General features: G+C 74.2%; 3 protein-coding genes. All 3 read left to right on the forward strand.

Annotation, left to right across the window (positions count from 1 at the left end; translation table 11 throughout):
* The first annotated feature begins 22 nt into the window (after positions 1-22).
* The 3 genes from OG199_RS43180 to OG199_RS43190 all read left to right on the forward strand — a co-directional run bounded on the left by OG199_RS43180 (position 23) and on the right by OG199_RS43190 (position 26,140).
* Entirely contained in the window at positions 23-1,090 is a 1,068-nt protein-coding gene (locus OG199_RS43180) for a glucose-1-phosphate thymidylyltransferase (protein ID WP_356807748.1), read from the forward strand.
* Complete coding sequence (locus OG199_RS43185; RefSeq protein WP_356807749.1) at positions 1,087-1,833, forward strand: futalosine hydrolase; 747 nt, start codon at positions 1,087-1,089, stop codon at positions 1,831-1,833. The genes OG199_RS43180 and OG199_RS43185 overlap by 4 nt, the downstream gene beginning before the upstream one ends.
* A gap of 220 nt (positions 1,834-2,053) precedes the next feature.
* Positions 2,054-26,140, forward strand: a complete 24,087-nt coding sequence (locus tag OG199_RS43190) for a type I polyketide synthase (protein WP_405827191.1) — start codon at positions 2,054-2,056, stop codon at positions 26,138-26,140.
* Positions 26,141-26,184 lie beyond the last annotated feature (44 nt).

A 26,184-nucleotide genomic window follows, 5' to 3' on the forward strand; every position in this document is an offset into this window, starting at 1 on the left:
TACTCGTCACCTGGATGGAACTGTGAAGGCTCTCGTGCTCGCGGGGGGATCCGGTACGCGACTGCGGCCGATCACCCACACGTCCAGCAAGCAACTGGTCCCGGTCGCCAACAAACCGATCCTCTTCTACGGCCTCGAAGCCATCGCCGAAGCCGGCATCACCGACGTCGGCATCATCGTCGGGAACACCGCCGAGGAGATCGAGGCCGCCGTCGGCGACGGCTCCGCCTTCGGCCTGGACATCACCTACATACCGCAGGGCGAACCCCTCGGACTCGCCCACGCCGTCCTCATCGCCCGCCCCTTCCTCGGCGACGACGACTTCGTCATGTACCTCGGCGACAACTTCGTCCTCGACGGCATCACCGACGTCGTCGACGAGTTCCGCAAGGACCGCTGCGACGCGCAGATCCTGCTCACCCGCGTCCCCGACCCCACCGCCTTCGGCGTCGCCGTCATCGACGACAGCGGCAACGTCGTCGACCTGGAGGAGAAGCCCCGGCACCCCAGGAGCGACCTCGCCGTCGCCGGCGTCTACCTCTTCACCCCCCACATCCACGACGCCGTACGCGCCATCACCCCCTCCCCGCGCGGCGAACTGGAGATCACCGACGCCCTCCGCTGGCTGATCGAGCAGCAGCTCGCCGTGCGCTCCACCGTGATCACCGGGTACTGGAAGGACACCGGCAACGTCAACGACATGCTGGAGGTCAACCGCACCCTCCTGGAACGCCTGGAGACCCGCATCGACGGTTACGTCGACGAGGCCAGCGAGATCATCGGACGCGTCCACATCGAGGCCGGCACCGTGGTCCGCAACTCGCGCATCGTGGGCCCCGCCATCATCGGCGCCGGCAGCGTCATCACCGACTCCTACATAGGCCCCTCCACCTCCGTCGCCGAGAACTGCCGCATCACCGCCAGCGAGATCGAGTTCTCCATCGTGCTGCGGGACTCCTCCTTCGACCGCATCCGCCGCGTCGAGGCCTCCCTCATCGGCCGCAACGTCCAGGTCACCCTCGCCCCACGCCTGCCCGCCGCCCACCGGTTCGTGATCGGTGACCACGGCCGCGTGCAGATCCCGTCATGACGCCCGTACGGCTGCTCGTGGTGACCGCCGTCACCGCGGAACGCGAAGCCGCCGCCCGGGGTCTGGAGCCCGCCGCGCCCCCCGCCGAACACGCCCTGCCCGGCTACGTCCTCAGACGCACCGGCGACGGCACCGCCCCCGGCCCGCTGCGCGCCGACCTGCTCGCCGGCGGCGTCGGCCCGGCCTCCGCCGCGGCCGCCACCGGCGCCGCCCTCACCGCCGCGGCCCTGCGAGACGAGCCCTACCACCTCGTCATCGCCGCCGGCATCGGCGGCGGCTTCGCCCCCCACGCAGCCGTCGGCGCCGCCGTCGTCGCCGACCGCATCGTCGCCGCCGACCTAGGCGCCGACTCCCCGGGCGGCTTCCTCCCCGTCGACACCCTCGGTTTCGGCAGGACCACCCACGCCTGCCCACCCGGTCTCGCCACCGCCGTGGCCCGCGCCCTCGGCGCCACCCACGCCCCCGTCCTGACCGTCTCCACCGCCACCGGCACCGCCGAACGCGCCCGCGCCCTCGCCCACGCCCACCCCGACGCCGGCGCGGAGGCCATGGAGGGATTCGGCGTCGCCGAAGCAGCCGCCGCGCACGGCACACCCGTACTGGAGATCCGCACCGTCTCCAACGCCGTGGGCCCCCGCGACCGTTCGGCCTGGCGCATCGGCGAGGCCCTCGCCGCCCTTCAGGAGGCCTTCTCCGTCCTGCGCACCGTCCTGGAGAAGGGCGCCCCGCCCCCGTACACCTGAGCCGCCCCGACCGGCGCGAAGCGGCGGTGCCCGGCGACCACGTCGCCCGGCACCGCCGCTTCGCCGTGTCCGCGGCCACGTCCCCGGCCTGCGGTGATGATTTCCAAGGGTTTCCCCAGACAACCCGGCCAGGGCCACGGAAACGGTCCGCCCCCGGGACATGCTGTCCAAGCCGCACGAGGCGCGACCCTTTCTCACCACAACAGCATGGGGGCAGTCCATGACAACTGAAGCGCGGCTTCGGGACTACCTCAAACGACTCACCGTCGATCTTCATGAGACCCGGCTCAAACTCCGCCAGCTGGAGTCCAAGGACGACGAACCCGTCGCCATCGTCGGTATGAGCTGCCGACTGCCCGGCGGTGTCCGCTCGCCCGAGGACTTCTGGGACCTGCTCGTGTCCGGAACCGACGCGGTGACCGACTGGCCCGCCGACCGCGGCTGGGACCTCGGCACCGACGCCACCGGCGGCGCCCGACGCCAGGGCGGCTTCGTCTTCGACGCCGACCGCTTCGACCCCGCCTTCTTCGGCATCAGCCCCCGCGAAGCCCTCGCCATGGACCCGCAGCAGCGCGTGCTGCTCGAAGCGACCTGGGAGGCCTTCGAACGCGCGGGCATCGACCCCGCCGCGCTGCGCGGCAGCCGCTGCGGAGTCTTCGTCGGATGCAGCGACCAGGGCTACAGCAGCGGACTGCGGGAAGTCCCCGACGACGTCCGCGGCCACCTGCTGACCGGCACCTCCATGTCCGTCGTCTCCGGCCGCGTCGCCTACACCCTCGGCCTCGAAGGCCCCGCGATCACCGTCGACACCGCCTGCTCCTCCTCCCTGGTCGCCCTCCACCTGGCCGCACAGTCCCTGCGCTCCGGCGAGTGCTCACTCGCCGCCGTCGGCGGCGTGACGGTCATGTCGAGCCCCGGCGCCTTCATCGAGTTCGGCCAGCAGGGCGGCCTCGCCTCCGACGGCCGCTGCAAGGCGTTCGCCGAGGACGCGGACGGCACCGGCTGGGCCGAGGGCGTCGGCGTCGTCGTCGTCGAGCGCCTGTCGGACGCCCGCCGCAACGGCCACCACATCCTCGCCGTCGTCCGCGGCTCCGCCGTCAACCAGGACGGCGCCTCCAACGGACTGACCGCCCCCAACGGCCCTTCCCAGCAGCGCGTCATCCTCGCCGCCCTCGCCAACGCGGGCGTACCCGCCACCGAGATCGACACCGTCGAGGCCCACGGCACCGGCACCGCGCTCGGCGACCCCATCGAGGCCCAGGCCCTGCTCTCCACCTACGGCCAGGGCCGCGAGGCCGACCGCCCCCTCTGGCTCGGCTCGGTGAAGTCCAACATCGGCCACACCCAGGCCGCCGCGGGCGTCGTCGGCGTCATCAAGACGGTCCTGGCGATCCGCCACGGCGTCCTGCCGCCCACCCTCCACGTCGAGCACCCCTCCTCCCACGTCGACTGGAACGCCGGCAACGTCAGGCTCCTGGCCGAGTCCGTCGACTGGCCGCGGGCCGACCGGCCCCGCCGCGGCGCCGTATCCGCCTTCGGAGTCTCCGGAACCAACGCCCACGCCGTCATCGAGCAGGCCCCCACCACCGAACCGGCCACCGAGGCTCCCGCCCGCGCCGGCCTGCCCCTGCTGCCCTGGGTGCTCTCGGCCCGCGACGAACACACCCTGCGCGAACAGGCCGCACGCCTGAGCGCCCACCTCACCGACCACCCCGACACCGACCCCTACGACCTCGCCTGGTCCCTCGCCGCCACCCGCGCCGCACTCCCCGAGCGCGCCGCACTCCTCGGCACCGGCCTCGCCGACCTGCTCAGCGGCCTCGCCGCCCTCACCGAGGGCCGCCCCACCGACCGCGTCCTCACCGGCTCGACGAAGGGCGACGGCAAACTCGCCTTCCTCTTCTCCGGGCAGGGCGCGCAACGCCTGGGTATGGGCCGGGAGTTGTACGAGGCGTATCCCGTGTTCGCGGAGGCTTTCGACGCGGTGTGCGCCCAGCTGGACGAGGGTCTGCGGGAGGTCGTGTTCGGTGAGGACGCGGATCTGCTGAACGAGACGGGCTGGACTCAGCCCGCGCTGTTCGCGATCGAGGTCGCGCTGTTCCGGCTGGTGGAGTCGTGGGGGATGAGCCCTGACTTCCTGGTGGGTCATTCGGTGGGTGAGCTGGCTGCCGCGCATGTGGCCGGGGTGTTCTCGCTGGAGGACGCCTGCCGGCTGGTGTCGGCACGCGGCCGTCTGATGCAGCAACTCCCGGCCGGTGGAGCGATGTTCGCGCTGGAGGCGGCGGAGGACGAAGTGCTCCCGCTGCTGGAGGGCCGGGACGCGGAGGTGTCGATCGCGGCGGTCAACGGCCCGCGTTCGGTGGTGGTCTCGGGTGTCGAGGCGGCGGCGGAGGCGGTCGCGCAGGAGATATCCGCCCTGGGCCGCCGTACCTCCCGTCTGCGCGTCTCCCACGCCTTCCACTCGCCGCTGATGGAACCGATGCTCGCCGAGTTCCGCACGGTCGCCGAGAGCGTGACGTATGCGCCGGCCCGCATCGCGGTCGTCTCGAACGTGACCGGACAGGCCGTCGGCGTGGGGGAGTTGGAGTCGGCCGACTACTGGGTGCGCCACGTGCGTGAGGCCGTACGGTTCGCCGACGGCATCGAGTGGCTGGCCGCGAACGGGGTCACCCGGTTCGTGGAGCTCGGCCCCGACGGCACCCTCACCACCCTCGCCCAGACCGTCCTGCCCGACAGCCAGGACACGCTCTTCGCGCCCACACTCCGCAAGGACCGGGACGAGCCCGAGACCCTGACGTCCGCCGTCGGCCTCCTGCACGTGCACGGCCGCACACCCGAGTGGGCCTCCCTCCTCCCCGGCGCCGGACGCGTCGACCTGCCCACCTACGCCTTCCGCCGGGACCGCTACTGGCTCGAACGCTCCTACCGGGCCGACGGCTCCGCCGCGCCCACCGCGGACGGCGACCACCGCCACCAGGTGACCTGGCGTCCCGTCACCGGCCTGCCCGCCGAGGCACGACTGACCGGCCGCTGGCTGCTCGTCACTCCGGCCGCCCTCGGAGACGACGGCTGGAACGGCGCCCTCACCGAAGCCCTGGCCGCACGCGCCGCCGGCCTCGTCACCGTGCCGTGCCCCGCCGACGCCGACCGTGCGACGCTCGCCGCCCTGCTCACCTCGGCAGCCGCCGGCACTCCGGTCAACGGCGTCGTCTCGGCCCTCGCCCTGACCCCGGGAGAACACACCGGAACCCCGGACGGCGTCCTGGCCACCGCCCTCCTCGTCCAGGCACTCGGCGACACCGACCTCACCGCACCCCTGTGGACCCTCACCCGGGAAGCGGTCACCACCGGCCGCGGCGACGTCCCCCCGCGCCTCGACCAGGCCGCCGTCTGGGGACTGGGCCGCGTGGCGGCGCTCGAACACCCCGACCGCTGGGGTGGTCTCATCGACCTCCCGCACGTACTCGACCGCCGCACCGCCTCCCGCCTGGCCGCCCTGCTCTCCGGCGGCGGCGGCGACGAGGACCAGGTCGCCGTCCGCGCCGCGGGCGTCCTCGCCCGCCGCCTGGTCGCGGTCACGGAGGAACCCGGCACCCCCTGGACCCCCACCGGTACGGTCCTGGTCACCGGCGGCACCGGCGCGCTCGGCACCAGGGTGGCCCGCTGGGCCGCCGAACAGGGCGCCGCCCGTCTCGTCCTCACGAGCAGGCGCGGAGCGCAGGCCCCCGGCGCCGCCGAACTGGAGGCCGAACTCTCGGCCCTGGGCGCCGAAGTCTCCCTGGTCGCCTGCGACATGACGGACCGTGAGGCCGTACGGAAGCTACTGGACGACCACCCGGTGGACGCCGTCGTCCACACCGCCGGAGTCCTCGACGACGGGGTCCTCGACCGGCTCACCCCCGAGCAGTTCGACACGGTCGTACGCTCCAAGGTCGCCGCCGCCCTCCACCTGGACGAACTGACCCGCGAGCGCGACCTCTCGGCGTTCGTCCTCTTCTCGTCCTTCGCCGGCACCGTCGGCTCCGCGGGCCAGGCCAACTACGCGGCGGCCAACGCCATGCTGGACGCACTCGCCGAACGCCGCCGTGCGCAGGGTCTGTCCGCCACGTCCATCGCCTGGGGCCCCTGGGCCGGCGGTGGCATGGCCGCCGACACCTCCGCCGAGGACCGCCAGCGCCGCGGAGGCGTCAACCTCCTGGACCCCGCGACAGGCCTCGACGCCCTCGCCGTCTGCACCGCCTCGCCGGCCCCCGTCACGTTCGTCGCCGACCTCGACTGGACCCTGTTCGGCCCCGCCTTCACCGCCGTCCGCCCCAGCCCGCTCCTCGGCGAACTGTATGCCGCCCCCAAGAACACGGCAGGCCGGTCCGCCCCCGCGACCGCCCTGCGCGAACGCCTCACCGGCCTGACCGTGCAGGCCCAGCGCGCCGAACTCCTCGACACGGTCCGTGCCCGCGCGGCCGCCGTGCTCGGTCACGCCGGTCCGGAAGCGGTTCCGGCCGACCGTGCGTTCCGCGACCTGGGCGTGGACTCGCTCATCGCGGTGGAACTGCGCAACGTACTGGGCACGGAGTGCGGGGTACGGCTGCCCGCCACCGTGGTCTTCGACTACCCGACCCCGTCGGCCCTGGCGGACTTCCTCCACGGCGAGCTGAGCGGTGTCGTCGCGGAGACACCGGGCACGCCCACCGCGACCGGGGCCGCGCTGTCCGCCGACCCGATCGTGATCGTCGCGATGGCCTGCCGCTTCCCGGGCGGCGTCGACTCGCCCGAAACCCTGTGGAACCTGCTGTCCGAAGAACGCGACGGCATCGCCGACTTCCCCCGCAACCGCGGCTGGGACCTCGACGCCCTCAACGCACCCGACGGCCCCTACGCCAGCCACACCCGCCGCGGCGGATTCCTGGGCGACGTCGGATCGTTCGACGCCGCCTTCTTCGGGATCTCGCCCCGTGAGGCCCTCGCCATGGACCCGCAGCAGCGCCTGCTGCTGGAGACGTCGTGGGAGGCCGTCGAACGGGCCGGCATCGACCCCCGCCGGCTGCGCGGCTCGCGGACCGGGGTGTTCGCGGGCACCAACGGCCAGGACTACCCGGCACTCCTCGCGTCCTCGGGCGGTGACTTCGGCGGCTACGTGGGCACCGGCAACGCGGCGAGCGTCTTCTCGGGCCGGGTCTCCTACGTCCTGGGTCTCGAAGGGCCCGCGGTCACTGTCGACACGGCCTGCTCGTCGTCGCTGGTCGCCCTGCACCTGGCCGCGCAGGCGCTGCGGTCGGGGGAGTGCGACCTCGCGCTCGCCGGCGGCGTGACCGTGATGTCCACACCCGGTGCGTTCATCGAGTTCAGCCGCCAGGGCGGCCTCGCCGCCGACGGCCTGTGCAAGGCGTTCGCGGAGGGTGCGGACGGTACGGGGTGGGGTGAGGGTGTGGGTGTGCTGCTCGTGGAGCGGTTGTCGGACGCGCGCGCCAACGGTCACCCGGTCCTCGCGGTGGTGCGTGGTTCGGCGGTGAATCAGGACGGTGCGTCGAACGGTCTGACGGCGCCGAACGGTCCGTCGCAGCAGCGGGTGATCCGGGCTGCTCTGGCGAGTGCGGGTCTGTCGGCGGCGGACGTGGACGCGGTGGAGGCGCATGGTACGGGTACGTCTTTGGGTGACCCGATCGAGGCGCAGGCGCTGCTGGCGACGTACGGCAGGGACCGTGACGGCGAGCGGCCGTTGTGGCTGGGGTCGGTGAAGTCGAACATCGGTCACACGCAGGCTGCCGCGGGTGTGGCGGGCGTGATCAAGATGGTGGAGGCGATGCGCCACGGCGTGCTGCCCGCCACCCTGCACGTCGACGAACCGTCGTCGCATGTCGACTGGGAGGCCGGTGACGTACGGCTGCTGGCCGGGGCGGTGGACTGGCCGGAGACGGACCGTCCGCGTCGGGCGGGAGTGTCCTCGTTCGGACTGAGCGGCACGAACGCGCACGTCGTGCTGGAACAGGCGGAGACCACCGCCGACGGCACGGACACCCCGATCCCCCCGGCGCCGCCCGTCACCCCGTGGGTGGTGTCCGGACAGGGCGCCGCCGCTCTACGGGACCAGGCGGCCAGACTCCTGACCCACCTCGGGACACACCCCGACCTGGACCCCGCCGACGTGGGTCTGTCGCTGGTCAGGACCCGGTCGGCGTTCGAGCACCGTGCGGTGATCCGGGGCGGCGACCGTGAGGAACTCCTCGCGGGTCTTGCCGCCGTCGCCCGCGACGAGAGCGTCCCGGGTGTGGTCCAGGGCGTCGTGAGCGAGGGCAAGCTCGCCTTCCTCTTCTCCGGACAGGGTGCACAACGCCTCGGTATGGGGCGGGAGTTGTACGACTCCTTCCCGGTGTTCGCCGAGGCCTTCGACGCGGTGTGCGCTCACCTGGACGACGGCCTGCGCGAGGTCGTGTTCGGTGAGGACGTCGACCTGCTGAACGAGACGGGCTGGACTCAGCCCGCGCTGTTCGCGATCGAGGTCGCCCTGTTCCGGCTGGTGGAGTCGTGGGGTGTGCGTCCCGACTTCCTGGTGGGCCACTCGGTGGGTGAGCTCGCCGCCGCGCATGTGGCGGGGGTGTTCTCCCTCGAAGACGCCTGCCGGCTGGTGTCGGCGCGCGGTCGTCTGATGCAGCAACTGCCATCCGGTGGTGCGATGTTCGCGCTGGAGGCGTCCGAGTCCGAGGTCCTGCCGCTGCTGGAGGGCTGGGAGAGCGAGGTGTCGATCGCCGCGGTCAACGGCCCCCTCTCGGTGGTCGTCTCCGGCGTCGATGCGGTGGCGGAGGCCATCGCTCAGGAGATATCCGCCCTGGGTCGCCGCACCTCCCGCCTGCGCGTCTCCCACGCCTTCCACTCGCCGCTGATGGAACCGATGCTCGCCGAGTTCCGCACGGTCGCCGAGAGCGTCACCTACGCGCCGGCCCGTATCGCGGTCGTCTCGAACCTGTCCGGACAGGTCGCCGGAGCAGGGGAGTTGGAGTCGGCCGAGTACTGGGTGCGCCACGTCCGCGAGGCGGTGCGGTTCGCGGACGGGGTGCGCACGCTGGCGGAGCGGGGTGTCACCCGGTTCCTGGAACTCGGCCCGGACGGCACCCTCACCGCCCTCGCGCAGACCAGCGTGTCCAGCGGCGAGGACGTGCTGTTCGCGTCCGTCCTGCGCAAGGACCGCTCCGAGACGGACACCGTCATGGCAGCCGTGTCGCGGGCGTTCACGCACGGTGCCCCCGTCGACTGGGCCGCCCTCCTCACCGGCGCACGGCCGGTCGAACTGCCCACCTACGCCTTCCAGCACGAGTGGTTCTGGCCCGAGCCCGCCGCTGCCGCCGCACCCGTGGCGGCCGACCCGCTGGACGCGAGCTTCTGGGCGGCCGTGGAACGCGGCGACGCCCACGACCTCGCCGAGGTCCTGGGCGTGGACGAGGCCGAACTCGACACGATCGTACCGGCGTTGTCCGCCTGGCGGCGTGGCGCGGCCGAGCGCTCACGCGTGGACGGCTGGCGCTACCGCGTCGTCTGGCAGCCGCTCACCGCTCCCACCGCGACGGACACCGGCCGCCGGCTCCTGCTCCAGTCCGCCGGCGAGGACTCGCTCGCGGGGATCGAGGAGTTCCTGCCCGGCACCGAGCGGGTGACCTATGCCCCGGACGCGGACCGCACCACCCTGGCCGCCGTCCTGTCCGGCCTGTCCGACCCGGCCGGCACCGAACCGATCACGGGCATCCTGGCCTTCCCGTCCGGCCCGGCCGCCCTGCTGACCCTCGTCCAGGCGCTGGGTGACGCGGGAGTGACCGCGCCGCTGTGGCAGCTCACGCGGGGCGCCGTCGCCGTCGGCACCCCGTCCGAAGGTGTCGTCGATCCGGCGCAGGCCGCCCTGTGGGGCTTCGGCCGGGTCGCCGCCCTGGAACACCCCGACCGGTGGGGCGGCCTCGTCGACCTGCCGGCCCGCCCCGACCGCCGCGCCCTGGCCGCACTGGCCGCCGTCGTCGCCGACGGCGCCGAGGACCAGGTCGCCGTCCGCGGCACCGCCGCCTTCGCCCGGCGCCTCACCCACGCCGCCGCCCCCGCCGACGCGGGCAGCGGATGGAACGCACCCGGCAGGGTGCTGCTCACCGGCGGCACCGGAGCGCTCGGCACACGTCTGGCGCACTGGCTGGTGGGGCGCGGTGCGAGCGAACTCGTCCTGACCGGCCGTCGCGGGATGGACGCCCCTGGTGCGGCCGAACTGGTGGCGGGGCTGGAGGAGTTGGGTGCGCGGGTGGTGGTGGAGGCGTGTGACACGGCGGATGCGGAGGCGGTCGCAGGTCTGCTGTCCCGGCACCGGGTCGACGCGGTGTTCCATGCGGCGGGTGTGCTGGACGACGATCTGATCGACCGGCTGACTCCGGAGCGGGTCGCCGCCGTCCTGGCGGCGAAGGCGGTGGGTGCCGATCATCTCGACGCCCTCACCCGGGAGTGGGACCTGTCGGCGTTCGTGGTGTTCTCCTCGATCGCCGGGGTGTGGGGCAGCGGTGGCCAGTCCGCGTACGCCGCGGCCAACGCGCATCTCGACGCGCTCGTGGAGCGGCGCCGGGCCAGGGGGCTCGCCGGTACCGCCGTCGCCTGGGGTCCCTGGGGCGAGAGCGGCATGGCCGCCGACGCCGAGGCCCAGGATCTGCTGCGCCGCCGCGGACTGCGGCCACTGGAGCCCGACGCGGGCCTGCGCGCCCTCTCCCGCGCCCTCGAACTCGGCGACACCACCGTGGTCGTGGCCGACGTCGACTGGGACCGCTTCGCCCCCGCGTTCACGACCGGCCGCCCCAGCCCCCTGCTGTCCGCACTGCCGGAGGCCTCCGACGCGCTGCGCGGCACCGGCCCGGCGGCGGACACCACGAGCGCGGGCGCCGCCCTGCGCGAACGGCTCGGCCCGCTGCCCGCCGAGGACCGCGACACGGCCCTCCTCGACCTGGTCCGCGAGCGCGCCGCCGTCGTACTCGCCCACACCGACACCGCGGCCGTCGCCCCCGCGCGGACCTTCCGCGAACTGGGCTTCGACTCCCTGACCGCGGTCGAACTGCGCAACGAACTCACCGGCGCCACCGGGGTACCGCTGCCCTCCACCCTCGTCTTCGACCACCCGACCCCGCTGGCCGTCGCCGCCCGGCTGCGCGACGAACTCTTCGGCACCGACACCGGCGACGACCCCACGGCGCGTCCCCCGGCGGCCACCGCCACCGACACCGACCCCGTCGTCATCGTCGGCATGGGCTGCCGCCTGCCGGGCGGCGTGGCGGGTCCCGAGGCGCTGTGGCGGATCGTCTCCGGCGGCCTCGACACGGTCGCCGGATTCCCCGAGGACCGCGGCTGGGACCTGGAGACCCTGCTCGCGGCCAGCGACACCCGCTCGGGCGGCTTCCTGCGGGAGGCCGCCGGCTTCGACGCCCCGTTCTTCGGCATCAGCCCCCGCGAGGCCCTCGCGATCGACCCCCAGCAGCGTCTGATCCTGGAGACGTCCTGGGAGGCGCTGGAGCGCGGCGGCATCGACCCGACCGGCCTCAAGGGCAGCCGGACCGGCGTCTTCGTCGGCGCCGGAAGCTCCGGCTACGGCTCGGGCCTGACCGAGGTCCCCGAAGGCCTCGGCGGACACCTGCTGACCGGCGGCGCGGGAAGCGTCGTCTCCGGCCGCGTCGCGTACACGCTCGGCCTCGAAGGCCCCGCGGTCACCGTCGACACCGCCTGCTCCTCCTCCCTCGTCGCCCTGCACCTCGCCGTGCAGTCCCTGCGCACCGGCGAGTGCGACCTCGCGCTGGCCGGCGGCGTCACCGTCATGGCGAACCCCGGCGCCTTCGTCGAGTTCAGCCTCCAAGGAGGCCTCGCACCCGACGGCCGCTGCAAGGCGTTCGCCGACGGCGCCGACGGAACGGGCTGGTCCGAGGGCGTCGGCGTCCTCGTCGTCGAGCGACTGTCCGACGCCCGCCGTAACGGCCACCGGGTCCTCGCCGTCGTCCGCGGCACCGCCGTCAACCAGGACGGCGCCTCCAACGGACTGACCGCGCCGAACGGTCCCGCCCAGCAGCGGGTCATCCGCGCCGCCCTCGCCTCCGCGGGCCTGACCCCGGCCGACGTCGACGCCGTCGAGGCGCACGGCACCGGCACCGTCCTCGGCGACCCCATCGAGGCACAGGCACTGCTCGCCACGTACGGGCAGAACCGCCCCGCCGACCAGCCGCTGTGGCTGGGCTCGGTCAAGTCGAACATCGGCCACACCCAGGCCGCCGCCGGTGCCGCCGGCATCATCAAGATGGTCCTCGCCCTCGACAAGGGCGTCCTCCCGCAGACCCTGCACGCCGACGCGCCCTCCTCACGCGTCGACTGGAGCGCGGGCGACGTCCGGCTGCTGACCGAACAGCGGCAGTGGCCCGACACCGGCCGCCCGCGCCGCGCCGGTGTCTCCGCCTTCGGCGTGTCCGGCACCAACGCCCACGTCGTGATCGAGCAGGCCCCGCGGACGCCGACCGTCCCCGCCGCACCCGCCCGCCGGCCGGCCGCCGGCGCGGTGACCCCGTGGATCGTGTCGGCCCGCAGCGCCGCCGCCCTGCGCGAACAGGCCGCACGCCTGCTGGCCCACGTCGAGGAGCACCCCGCACTCGACACCGCCGACATCGCCCACGCACTGGTGACGACCCGTCCCGGCTTCGAGCACCGGGCCGTGGTCCACGGCACCGGACGTACCGAACTCCTGCGCGGCCTCGCCGCCGTCGCCGCGGGCGAACCCTCCCCGGACGCCGTCACCGGCGACACCCTGACCGAGGGAACCACCGCGTTCCTGTTCGCCGGCCAGGGCACCCAGCGGCCGGGCATGGGCCGCGAGCTCCACGCCGCCTTCCCCGTCTACGCGGACGCCTTCGACGCCGTGTGCGGTCACTTCGAGGGCCAGCTGGAGCGACCGCTGCGCGAGGTCGTGTTCGGCGACGACGCCGCCCTCCTCGACCGCACCGAGTACGCGCAGCCCGCACTGTTCGCCGTCGAGGTCGCGCTGTACCGCCTGGTCGAGTCCTGGGGCGTACGGCCCCACCACCTCCTGGGCCACTCCGTCGGTGAACTGGCCGCCGCCCACGTCGCGGGCGTCCTCACCCTGCCCGACGCGTGCCGGCTGGTCGCCGCCCGGGGCCGGCTCATGCAGGCCCTGCCGGAGGGCGGCGCCATGACCGCGCTCCAGGCCACCGAGGAGGAGGTACTGCCCCTGCTGGCCGGCCGGGAGCACGAGATCGGCCTCGCCGCCCTCAACGGCCCCCGGTCCGTGGTGGTCGCCGGCGACGAGCCGGCCGTACTCGCCGTGGCCGCGCACTTCGCGGGCGAAGGACGCAGGACCACCCGGCTGCGCGTCAGCCACGCCTTCCACTCACCCCGCATGGAACCGATGCTGGCCGACTTCCGGGCCGTCGCCGAAAGCATCGGCTACGCCGAGCCGCGCATCCCGGTCGTCTCCGACCTCACCGGCCGCCCCGCCCAGGCCGGGGAACTCACCTCGCCCGAGTACTGGGTACGCCACGTCCGCCAGGCGGTCCGCTTCGCCGACGGGATCGCCTGGCTGGAACACCACGGCGTCGAGCACTGCCTCGAACTCGGCCCCGACGCCACCCTCACCACCCTTGCCCAGGGCTGCTGGGAGTCCCACGGTCACCTCACCGTGCCCGCGCTGCGCGAGGACCGCCCCGAACCGGCCGTCCTCATCGCCGCCCTGGGCGCCCTGTTCACCCGCGGGGTCCCGGTCGACTGGCAGTCCTGCCTGGACGCGGTCGCGCCCGGCGGCCGGCCCGTACCCCTGCCCACCTACGCCTTCCAGCACCGCACGTTCTGGCTCGACGTACCCACCGGATCCCACGACCCGTCCGCGGCCGGACTCCTCGACGCGGACCACCCGCTCCTGACCGCCGTCGTCCCGCCCGCCGAGGGCGCCACCGTCGTCCTGACCGGACGCCTGTCGGCCCACGCGCAGCCCTGGCTCGCCGCGCACCGCGTCAACGGCTCCGTCGTGGTGCCGAGCACCGCCTTCCTCGAACTCGCCCTGCGCGCCGGCGCCCACACCGACTGCGGGCACGTGCGCGAACTCGTCCTGGAATCCCCGCTCGTCCTGCCCGACCAGGGCCGCGTCCACCTCCAGATCCGGGTCGCCGACCCCGACGCGCTGGGCTCCCGCGTCTTCAGCGTGTACGGCCGGCCGGAGAATCCCGGCACGGACGGCCCCTGGATCCGGCACGCCGGCGGCCTGTTGAGTGCCCGGGAACCCGAACGCGGCGCCGGCACACCGGAGTTCGACTTCACCGCCTGGCCGCCCCCCGGCGCCGAACCCCTCGACGTCGACGGCGTCTACGAACGCCTCGCCGCGGCGGGACTCGACTACGGGACCGTCTTCCAGGGCCTGCGGGCCGCCTGGCGCCACGGCGAGGACGTGTACGCCGAAGTCGCCCTGCCCGAAGGCACCGCGCAGGAGGCCGGACGCTTCGACCTGCACCCCGCGCTCCTCGACGCCGCCCTGCACCCGCTCGGCCTGGGCACCTTCGACGGCTTCGGCGACGGCCGCGTCCTGTTCTCCCTCGCCGACGCCTCACTCCAGGCCACCGGCGCCACCACCCTGCGCGTCCGCCTCTCCCGCCGCGGCCCCGACACCCTGACCCTGGAAGCCGCCGACGCGATCGGCGAACCCGTCCTCGCCATCGCCTCCCTGCTGATGCGGCCCGTCGACCCGCACCACACGAGCGCCCCCGCCGCCCCGGCCACCACCGGCCGGCCCGCCGCCGCCCGCACCCGGGCCGTCGCCCGCCGCACCGCGGCCCGCACCCAGCAGCCCGGCAGCCTGCTGGAGAGGCTGTCGAACCGGCCCCCGGCCGAACGCGCCCGCGTCCTGCTCACCACCGTGCGCACCCAGGTCGCCGACGTCCTCGGCTACGAGGGACCCACCGACATCGAACCGGCCCACTCCTTCTCCACCCTCGGATTCACCTCACTCACCTCCGTCGAACTGCGCGACGCGCTCAGCACCGCGCTCGGCGTGGCCCTCCCGGCCACCCTGGTCTTCGACCACCCCACCCCCCACGCACTCGCCCGGCACCTCGACGCCGACCTGTTCGGCACCACCGACAACGACGACGGCCACACCCGCCGCCCGGTGTCCGCCGACGACGACCCGATCGTCATCGTCGGCATGGCCTGCCGCTACCCCGGCGGCGTCCGCAGCCCCGAGGACCTGTGGGACCTCGTCGTGGCCGGCGCCGACGGCATCTCCCCGCTGCCCGGCGACCGCAACTGGAGCCCGGAGACCCTCTACCACCCCGACCCCGACCACCCGGGCACCGTCTACACCCGCGAGGGCGGATTCCTCCACGACGCCAGCCAGTTCGACCCCGCGTTCTTCGGCATCAGCCCCCGCGAGGCCCTCGCCATGGACCCCCAGCAGCGCCTGCTGCTGGAGACGTCCTGGGAGGCCCTGGAACGCGCCGGCATCGACCCGACCACCGCACGCGGCAGCCGCACCGGCGTCTTCGCCGGCGTCACCTACCAGGACTACGTCACGATCCTGGCCGCCGCCGACGACAACGTCGAGGGCTACGTCGGCACCGGCAACTCACCCAGCGTGCTGTCCGGCCGCATCGCCTACACCCTCGGCCTGGAAGGCCCCGCGGTGTCCGTCGACACCGCCTGCTCCTCCAGCCTCGTCGCCCTCCACCTCGCCTCCCAGGCACTGCGCCAGGGCGAATGCTCCCTCACGCTCGCCGGCGGCGTGACCGTGATGTCCACACCCGGCTCCCTCATCGAGTTCAGCCGCCAGCGCGCCCTCGCCCCCGACGGCCGCTGCAAGCCGTTCTCCGCGGACGCCGACGGCGCCAGCTGGGCCGAGGGCGTCGGCATGATCGTCCTCGAACGGCTCTCCGACGCCCGCCGCAACAACCACCCCGTCCTGTCCGTGCTGCGCGGCAGCGCCCTCAACCAGGACGGCGCCTCCAACGGACTGACCGCACCCAGCGGACCCTCCCAGCAGCGTGTCATCCGCCAGGCGCTCGCCGGCGCCGGACTGACCCCCGGCGAGGTCGACGCGGTCGAGGCGCACGGCACCGGCACCACCCTCGGCGACCCGATCGAGGCCCAGGCGCTCATCGCGGTCTACGGCCAGGACCGGCCCGAGGACCGGCCCCTGTGGCTGGGCTCCCTGAAGTCCAACATCGGCCACAGCCAGGCCGCCGCGGGCGTCGGCGGCATCATCAAGATGGTCATGGCGATCCGCGAGGGCGTCCTGCCGCGCACCCTGTACGCCGACAACCCCACCCCGCACGTCGACTGGAGTGCCGGCGACGTCCGCCTGCTCGACCAACAGCTGGACTGGCCCGAGACCGGGCGACCGCGCCGCGCCGGTGTCTCCTCGTTCGGCATGAGCGGCACCAACGCCCACGTCATCGTCGAACAGGCACCCGCCACCGAAACGGCCACCGCCCCGCCCGCGACCCCGGACACCGCGGCCTTCACCGGCGCCCTGCCCGTCGTACCGACCCTGCTGTCCGGCCGCACGGAGGCCGCCCTGCGCAGCCAGGCCGCACGCCTGCGCACCCACCTGCTCGCCCGGCCCGACACCCCGCTCACCGACCTCGCCTACTCCCAGGCCACCACCCGCTCGGCCTTCGAACACCGGGCGGCCGTCCTCGCCACCGGCCGCGACACCCTCGACGAGGCGCTCGCCGCCCTCGCCGCCGGCGCCCCCGTCACCGGGCCCGGCGTGGTCTGCGGCACCGCGCCCACCGCCGCCGATCCCGTCCTGGTCTTCCCCGGACAGGGCGCGCAGTGGACCGGCATGGCACGCGAACTCCTCACCGACTCACCCCTGTTCGCCGCACTCGTCGCCGACTGCGAACGCGCTCTCGCCCCCTACGTCGACTGGTCCCTGACCGCGGTCCTGCGCGGCGACGAGGACGCGGCCGACATCGGCCGGGTCGACGTCGTCCAGCCCGCCCTGTGGGCCGTCATGGTCGGACTCGCCGGCCTGTGGCGCTCCCTCGGCATCACCCCCGCGGCCGTCGTCGGCCACTCGCAGGGCGAGATCGCCGCCGCCTGCGTCGCCGGGGCCCTGTCCCTCGACGACGGCGCCCGGATCGTCGCCCTGCGCAGCCGGGCCATCGTCGCCATCGCCGGCACCGGCGGCATGATGTCCGTACCGCTGAGCGCCGACGAGACCCGCGCCCGCATGAGCCCGTGGGCCGACCGCCTCGCCGTCGCCGCCGTCAACGGACCGGCCTCGGTGGTGGTGTCCGGCGAAGCCGCCGCGCTCGACGAACTGTTCACCGCCCTCACCGAGGACGGCGTACGCGCCCGCAAGGTCGCCGTCGACTACGGCTCCCACTCCCCGCAGGTCGAATCCATCCGCGCGACCGTGCTCGACGCCCTCGCCGGCATCGAGCCGCAGGACGCCGGGATCCCCTTCCGCTCGTCCCTCACCGGCCAGTGGCAGGACACCACCACCCTCGACCCCGAGTACTGGTACACCAACCTGCGCGAGACCGTCCGCTTCGAGGAGGCCGTCCGCGGCCTCATCGCCGAAGGACACCGCACCTTCATCGAGGTCAGCCCGCACCCCGTGCTCGCCGTCGGCCTGCGCGAGACCCTGGAGGACGCCGGCGTCGACGGCGCCGCGCTCGGCTCCCTGCGCCGCGACAAGGGCGGCCTCGGCCAGTTCCTCACCTCGGTCGCCGAGGCCCACGTCAACGGCGTCGCCCTCGACTGGACGGCCGTCTTCACCGCCACCGGCGCCCACCGCGTCGACGTACCCACCTACCCCTTCCAACAGCAGCGGTACTGGCCCCACGTACCGGAACAGGACACCTCCGCCTCCTTCGACACCGCCGCCACGGACACGGTGGAGTCCCGCTTCTGGGAGACCGTCGACCAGGGAGACCCGCAAGCCCTCGCCGACGCCCTCGACCTGCCCGCCGACGCACCGCTGAGCACCCTCCTGCCGGCCCTGTCCAGCTGGCGCCGCACCAGCCGCGAACGCTCCACCACCGACTCCTGGCGCTACGGCGTCGGATGGTCCCCGCTGACCGACAACGCCGCGGGCGCCCTGTCCGGCACCTGGCTCGTCGTCGCCCCCGCGGACCCGGACGGCACCCACGCCGCCCTCGTCGCCGACGCCCACCGCGCCCTGACCGCCGGCGGCGCCCGCGACACCCGCCTGGTCACCGTCCCCGACGGCGGCACCGACCGCACCGGACTCGCCACCCTCCTGACGGCCGCCCTCACCGGGGACGCCACCCCCGCCGTGGCGGGCGTCCTGTCCCTGCTCGCCCTCGACGAACGCCCCCACCCCGACCACCCGGCGCTCCCGCACGGCCTCGCCGGCACCGTCACCCTCCTCCAGGCCCTCGGCGACACCACCACCGACGCCCCGCTGTGGTGCGCCACCCGCGGCGCCGTCGCCGTCGGCCCCTCCGAGACCGTCACCAGCCCCGCCCAGGCGCTCGTCTGGGGCCTCGGCAGGGTCGCCGCCCTGGAACACTCCGAACGCTGGGGCGGCCTCGTCGACCTGCCCGCCGTACTCGACGGCCGGGCCGGCACCCGCCTGTGCGCCGTCCTCGCCGCCCCCGGCGACGAGGACCAGATCGCCATCCGGCCCTCCGGCTCCTTCGGACGCCGCCTGGTCCACGCCGCCGCCCCCCTCGCCGACACCCCGGCCTGGCACCCCCGCGGCACCGTCCTGGTCACCGGCGGCACCGGCGCCCTCGGCGGCCACCTCGCCCGCTGGCTCGTCGGGCGCGGCGCCACCCACCTGATCCTGGCCGGCCGGCGCGGCGCCGACGCCCCCGGCGCCGCCGGACTGCGCGACGAACTCACCGCACTCGGCGCCGACATCACCTTTGCCGCCTGCGACGTCGCCGACCGCAGCGCCCTGGAGGACCTGCTCCGCTCGATCCCCGCGGACCGCCCGCTGGACGCCGTGTTCCACGCCGCCGGCTCCCTCGACGACACCGTCGTCGACTCCCTGACAGCCGACCGCATGGACCCCGTCCTGCGCGGCAAGGCCACCGCCGCCCTGCACCTCCACGAACTCACCCAGGACCTGGACCTGTCGGCCTTCGTCCTGTTCTCCTCCTCCGCCGGCGTCCTCGGCGGCGCGGGCCTGGGCAACTACGCCCCCGGCAACGCCTACCTCGACGCCCTCGCCCAGTACCGGCGCTCCCAGGGCCTGCCCGCCACCGCCATCGCCTGGGGCCTGTGGGCCGACGGCGGCATGGTCGGCGACGCCGCCGGCGACCGCATGCGCCGCTACGGCGTCCACCCCATGGACACCAAGTCCGCCTGCGACGCACTGGGCCGGGCCCTGGACGCCGACGACACCGCCGTCGTCGTCACCGACCTGCGCTGGGACACCTACGCGCTCGCCTTCACCGGACCGCGCCCCAGCCACCTCCTGGACGAACTGCCCGCGGCCCGCCGCGCCCTGGACGCCGCCCGCACCCAGCAGGCCGACAGCCCCGCCGCGGACGCCTCCTCCCTCCAGGCCCACCTGGCCCAACTGCCCGCCTACGACCGGGCCGGCGCCGTCCTCGACGTCGTCCGCTCCTACGTCGCCAACGTGCTCGGCTACCCGTCCGCCGAGGCCGTCGAACCCGGCCGCCCCTTCACCGACCTGGGCATCGACTCCCTCAGCGCCGTCGAACTGCGCAACGGCATGAACCGCATCACCGGCCTGCGCCTGCCGGCCACCCTCGTCTTCGACCACCCCAACTGCGACGCCCTCGCCACCCACCTCCTCACCGAGCTGGCCGGCACGCAACAGCCGGACACCCCGGCCCCCGCACCCGCCATGCCCCCGCGGGACGACGAACCGATCGCGGTCGTCGCCATGGGCTGCCGCTTCCCGGGCGACGTCAGCACCCCCGAACAGCTGTGGACCATGCTGCTCGACGGCGAGGAGGGGCTCGTGCCCTTCCCCGAGGACCGGGGCTGGGACCTCGACGCGCTGTACGACCCCGAGCCCGGAAAGCCCGGCAGCGTCTACACCCGCACCGGTGGCTTCCTGAACGACGCCAGCGGCTTCGACCCGGCGTTCTTCAACATCTCCCCGCGTGAGGCCGTCGCCATGGACCCGCAGCAGCGCCTGCTGCTGGAGATGACGTGGGAGACGTTCGAGCGGGCCGGCATCGACCCCAGGACCCTCAAGGGCAGCCGCACCGGCGTCTTCGCCGGCACCAACGGCCAGGACTACACCGGCATGCTGGCCGCCTCCCGGGAGGACTTCGAGGGCTACATGCTGACCGGCAACGCCGCCAGCGTCGTCTCCGGCCGGCTCTCCTACACCTTCGGACTGGAGGGCCCGGCGGTCACCGTCGACACCGCCTGCTCGGCGTCCCTGGTCGCCCTGCACCTGGCCGTGCGCTCCCTGCGCTCCGGCGAGTGCGACCTCGCCCTCGCGGGCGGCGTCACCGTGATGGCCTCACCCGGCCTGTTCGTCGACTTCAGCCGGCAGCGGGGCCTGGCGGCCGACGGCCGGTGCAAGTCCTTCGCGGACGCCGCCGACGGCACCGGCTTCTCCGAGGGCGGCGGCATGCTCCTGGTGGAGCGCCTGTCCGACGCCCGCCGCAACAACCACCCCGTCCTCGCCGTCGTCCGCGGCTCCGCCGTCAACCAGGACGGCGCCTCCAACGGTCTGAGCGCCCCCAACGGCCCCGCCCAGCAGCGGGTGATCCGCGCGGCACTGGCCGACGCGGGGGTCACGGCCACCGAGGTCGACGCGGTCGAGGCGCACGGCACCGGCACCACCCTCGGCGACCCCATCGAGGCCCAGGCCGTCCTCGCCACCTACGGCCAGGACCGGCAGCCCGGACAGCCGCTGTGGCTCGGCTCGGTGAAGTCCAACATCGGCCACACCCAGGCCGGCGCCGGCGTCGCGGGCATCATCAAGATGGTCCTGGCGCTGAACAACGCCGTGCTGCCGGCCACCCTCCACGTCGACCGCCCCTCGACCCACGTCGACTGGACGGAGGGCGACGTCCGGCTGCTCACCGAGGCCGTCGCATGGCCCGAGGCGGACCGTCCCCGCCGCGCCGGCGTCTCCTCCTTCGGCATCAGCGGCACCAACGCCCACGTCATCCTCGAAGCCGCCACCGAGGAGGAGCCCGCCCCCGCCGCCACCGAACCGGCCCCCGCCGGCACGGTGCCGTGGATCGTGACCGCCCGCAGCCGCACCGCCCTGCGGGCACAGGCGGACCGCCTCCTCACCCACCTCACCGACCGGCCGCAGACGGACCCCGCCGACGTGGGCCTGTCCCTGGCGGCGCACCGCTCGGTCTTCGAACACCGCGCGGTCCTCCTCGGCGGGGACCACGACACCCTCGTCCAGGGCCTGCGCGCACTGGCCGACGACGAGCCGAACCCCTCCACCGTGACCGGCTCCGCCCGGGGCGAGGGCAAACTCGCCCTCCTCTTCTCCGGCCAGGGTGCACAACGCTTGGGTATGGGACGGGAGTTGTACGACGCCTTCCCGGTGTTCGCCGATGCCTTCGACGCGGTGTGCGCGCACCTGGACGAGGGTCTGCGGGAGGTCGTGTTCGGTGAGGACGCCGACCTGCTGAACGAGACGGGCTGGACACAGCCCGCGCTGTTCGCGATCGAGGTCGCCCTGTTCCGGCTGGTGGAATCGTGGGGGATCACCCCTGACTTCCTCGTGGGCCACTCGGTGGGGGAGCTCGCCGCAGCGCATGTGGCGGGGGTGTTCTCGCTGGAGGATGCGTGCCGGCTGGTGTCGGCGCGTGGCCGTCTGATGCAGCAACTCCCTGCCGGTGGGGCGATGTTCGCGTTGGAGGCGTCCGAGGACGAGGTGCTCCCGCTGCTGGAGGGCCGGGACGCGGAGGTGTCGATCGCCGCCGTCAACGGCCCGCGTTCGGTGGTGGTCTCCGGTACTGAGACCGCAGCGTCGGCGGTCGCGCAGGAGATAGCGGCCCTGGGTCGCCGTACCTCCCGTCTGCGCGTCTCGCACGCTTTCCATTCGCCGTTGATGGAGCCGATGCTGGCCGAGTTCCGCACGGTCGCCGAGAGCGTGACGTATGCGCCGGCCCGTATGGCGGTCGTCTCGAACGTGACCGGACAGGCCGCCGGAGCAGGGGAGTTGGAGTCGGCCGACTACTGGGTGCGCCACGTGCGTGAGGCCGTACGGTTCGTCGACGGGATCGCCTGGCTCGAAGGGCGCGGCGTACGCCGGTTCGTGGAGCTCGGCCCCGACGGCACCCTCACCGCCCTCGCCCAGACCGGCGTCACCGGCGACGACGAGATGCTCTTCGTCCCCGTCCTGCGCAAGGACCGCGACGAACGCGAAGCACTGCTCTCCGGCCTGGCCCAGGCGTTCGTCAAGGGCGTCGACCTCGAATGGGCCCACGTCTTCGACGGCACCGGCGCACAGACCACGACCCTGCCGACGTACGCCTTCCAGCGGCAGCGGTTCTGGCCCGGACCGCCCGTCCTGCTGGGTGACGTCGGCTCGGCGGGACTGGACTCCGCCGCACACCCGCTGCTCGGTGCCGCGGTCGAACTGGCCGGAGGCGACGCCCGCCTCTTCACCGGACGCCTGTCGCTGCGCGGCCAGACCTGGCTCGCGGACCACGCCCTCACCAGCACGGCCCTGTTCCCGGCCACCGGCTTCCTCGACCTGGCCCTGCACGCCGCCGAACACGTCGGCTGCGACCGGGTGGAGGAACTGACCATCCTCACCCCGCTCACCCTCCCGGACAGCGGCGCCCTGCACGTACAGCTGCACGTGGAGGCCGCTGACGCGAACGGCGCCCGCACCCTCACCGTCCACTCCCGGACCGAGGACGCCGGCCCCGAGACACCGTGGACGCTGCACGCCTCCGGCCTGCTCACCGACGACGCCGCGACGACGCCGGAAACCCCCTACGACTTCGCCGCATGGCCGCCGCGGGACGCCGACGAAGTACCCCTCGACGGCTTCTACGAGCGGTTCGCCGAGCGAGGCCACCTGTACGGACCGCTCTTCCAGGGCCTGAAGTCGGTGTGGACGCGCGGCGAGGAGGTGTTCGCGGAGGTCGCGCTGCCCGAGGGCGCCGACCCGTCCGCCGACGCGTTCGACCTGCACCCGGCACTGCTCGACGCCGCCCTGCACGCCGTGATGTTCGTGCCCATGAAGGACGCGGGCCGGCTGCCGTTCTCCTGGAACGACGTCCGCCTGGAAGCCGCAGGCGCCGACGCCCTGCGGGTCCGCATGGTGCAGACGGGCCCGGAGTCCATCGGCCTGGCCCTCGCCGACACCACCGGCCGCCCCGTCGCCACCATCGGCTCGCTCACCCTGCGCGAACTCACCGGAGACCTCGCCGGCGCCACCATCGGCGCACCGCGCCAGGAAGGCCTGTACGAACTGGACTGGACGCCGGTGCCCGCCGGCGCCCAGACACCCGGCACGGACTGGACCCTGGTCGGCGGCGCCGAAGCCCGGCCGCTGGCCGCGGAGCTGGAACGGACCGGCGCACGGGTACGGACCTTCCCCGACCTGACCGCGCTCGCCGCCTCGGACCTGGAGATCCCCGAGACCGTCCTGCTGGCCCTGCCCGACACCGACACCGACGCTCACGCCGGCGGTCTGGCCGGCGCCGCACGCGCCACCGCGCACACGACACTGCGGCTCGTGCAGCAGTGGCTCGACGAACCCCGCTTCGCCCACGCCCGGCTCGCCGTCGTCACCCGCGACGCCATGCGCGTCGGAACCCGGCACGCCGACCCGGCCCGCGCCACCGCCTGGGGCCTGGTCCGCTCGGCCCGCTCCGAGAACCCCGGCCGCTTCGTCCTCGCCGACCTCGACACCGCCCCCGCCTCGGCGGCCGCGCTGCCCGCCGCCCTCGCCTCCGGCCACCTCGAACTGGCCGTCAGGGAAGGCACGGTGACCACACCGAAGATCATCCCCCTCGCCGCGCAGCGCGCGCTCACCGAGCCCGCCGACACGGCCGCCTGGCGGCTCGCCGTCGAGGAACGCGGAACCCTGGAGAGCCTGAAGCTCACCCCGTGCCCCGAAGTGACAGGACCCCTCGCACCGCGCGAGGTCCGCATCTCGATGCGCGCCGCGGGCGTCAACTTCCGCGACGTCCTCACCGCGCTGGGCATGTATCCCGGCGACGCCACGGCGATCGGCCTGGAAGGCGCCGGCGTGGTGACGGAGACCGGCGCCGACGTCACCTCGCTCGCCGTCGGCGACCGGGTGATGGGCATGTTCGCCGGAGCCTTCGGCCCCGTCGCCGTCGCCGACGAACGGATGGTCGCCCGCATCCCGCGCGGCTGGACCTTCGCCCAGGCCGCCACCGCGCCCATCGTCTACCTGACCGCCTACTACGGCCTCGTCGACCTCGGCGGACTGCGCCCGGGCCAGTCCGTGCTCGTGCACGCCGCCGCCGGGGGAGTGGGCACGGCCGCCGTACGGCTCGCCCGTCACCTGGGCGCCGAGGTGTTCGGCACCGCGAGCCCCGGCAAGTGGGACGCGCTGCGCGCCGCGGGCCTCGACGACGCCCACCTCGCCTCCTCCCGCGACCTCGGCTTCGAGAAACTGTTCCTGGAGACCACCGAGGGCCGCGGCGTGGACGTCGTACTCGACTCGCTGGCACGCGAGTTCGTGGACGCCTCCCTGCGGCTGCTGCCGCGCGGCGGACACTTCCTGGAGATGGGCAAGACCGACGTCCGTGACCCGCGGCAGGTCGCCGAGGACCACCCGGGCGTCGCCTACCAGGCCTTCGACCTCGTCGAGGCCGGCCCCGACCGCATCGGGCAGATGCTGCGCGAACTGGTCACCCTCTTCGAGGAAGGGGTGCTGCCGCCACTGCCGATGACCACGTTCGACGTACGCAGGGCCCCCGACGCGTTCCGCTTCCTCAGCCAGGCACGCCACATCGGCAAGGTCGTCCTGACCCTGCCGACCGCCCCCGACCCGGACGGCACCGTCCTGCTCACCGGCGGCACCGGCGGACTGGGCCGGATCACGGCCCGCCACCTGGTCGCCCACCACGGTCTGCGCCATCTCGTCCTGGCCGGCCGGCAGGGACCCGACGCGCCCGGCGCGGCCGAACTGCGCGAGGAACTGACCGCCCTGGGAGCCGACGTCGCCATCGTCGCCTGCGACACCGGCGACCGCGCCGCCCTCGCCGACCTCCTCGCCTCACTGCCCCCCGCCCACCCGCTGACCGCGGTGATCCACACCGCGGGCGTCCTGGCCGACGGCGTCATCTCCTCGATGACACCGGAGCGCATCGACGAGTCGATGCGGCCCAAGGCCGACGCCGTGACCAACCTGCACGAACTGACCCGCGACCTGGACCTGGCGCGGTTCGTGGTCTTCTCGTCCGTGGCCGGCACGTTCGGCGGCGCCGGACAGGCCAACTACTCGGCCGCCAACGCCTTCCTGGACGCCCTCGCCCACCACCGCCGCGACCTGGGCCTGCCGGGCACCTCCCTCGCCTGGGGCACCTGGCTGCCCGACGCGGGCATGACCGGCGAACTCGGCCAGGCCGACCGCGAACGCCACGCCAGGACCGGCATGGTCCCGCTCGGCGCCGAACTGGGCATGCGCCTGCTCGACGCCGGCCCCGCCACCGACCGCGCGGTGCTCCTGCCCATGGACCTCGACCACGGCTCCCTGCGCGAACACGCCGAGGTACTGCCCCCGCTGCTGCGCGCCATGGTCAAGGCACCCGCCCGGCGCCGGGCCGAGACGTCCGCCACGGCGGCCGGCAACACCCAGACCCTCGCGGAGCGGCTGGCCCCGCTGCCGGCCGCCGACCGGGAACAGCTGCTGCTCGACGCGGTCGCCGAGCAGGCCGCGGCCGTCCTCGGCCACTCCTCGGCCGCCGAGATCGAACCCGACCAGTCCTTCAAGGAACTCGGCTTCGACTCACTGACCGCGGTCGAACTGCGCAACCGCCTCAACGCCGTCACCGGCCTGCGGCTGTCGGCGACCCTCGTCTTCGACTACCCGACCCCCGCCGTCCAGGTCCGCCACCTGCTGACCCAGCTCGACCTGCCCGACCCGACCGGTGGCGCGCAGGCCCTGCTGGGCGAACTCGACCGCCTGGACGCCGCGTTGAACGGCACCGACGTGGACGACACCGAGGTCCGCTCCCGCGTCACCGACCGGCTGCGGGACCTGCTGGCCCGCTGGTCGGGCGCGCCGGTGACGGTCACCGGGACCGAGGAGCCGGACGCCGCGGACGGCGAACTCGAATCGGTCGAGACCGCCGACGATTTGTTCGACCTCATCGACAGGGAGTTGGGAACGACGTGACCACGGCAGCGGACGCCCGCACAGCGGCGGCACCCGCCGCCGCG

The sequence above is a fragment of the Streptomyces sp. NBC_01176 genome (assembly GCF_045039825.1).
GTDB lineage: Bacteria > Actinomycetota > Actinomycetes > Streptomycetales > Streptomycetaceae > Streptomyces.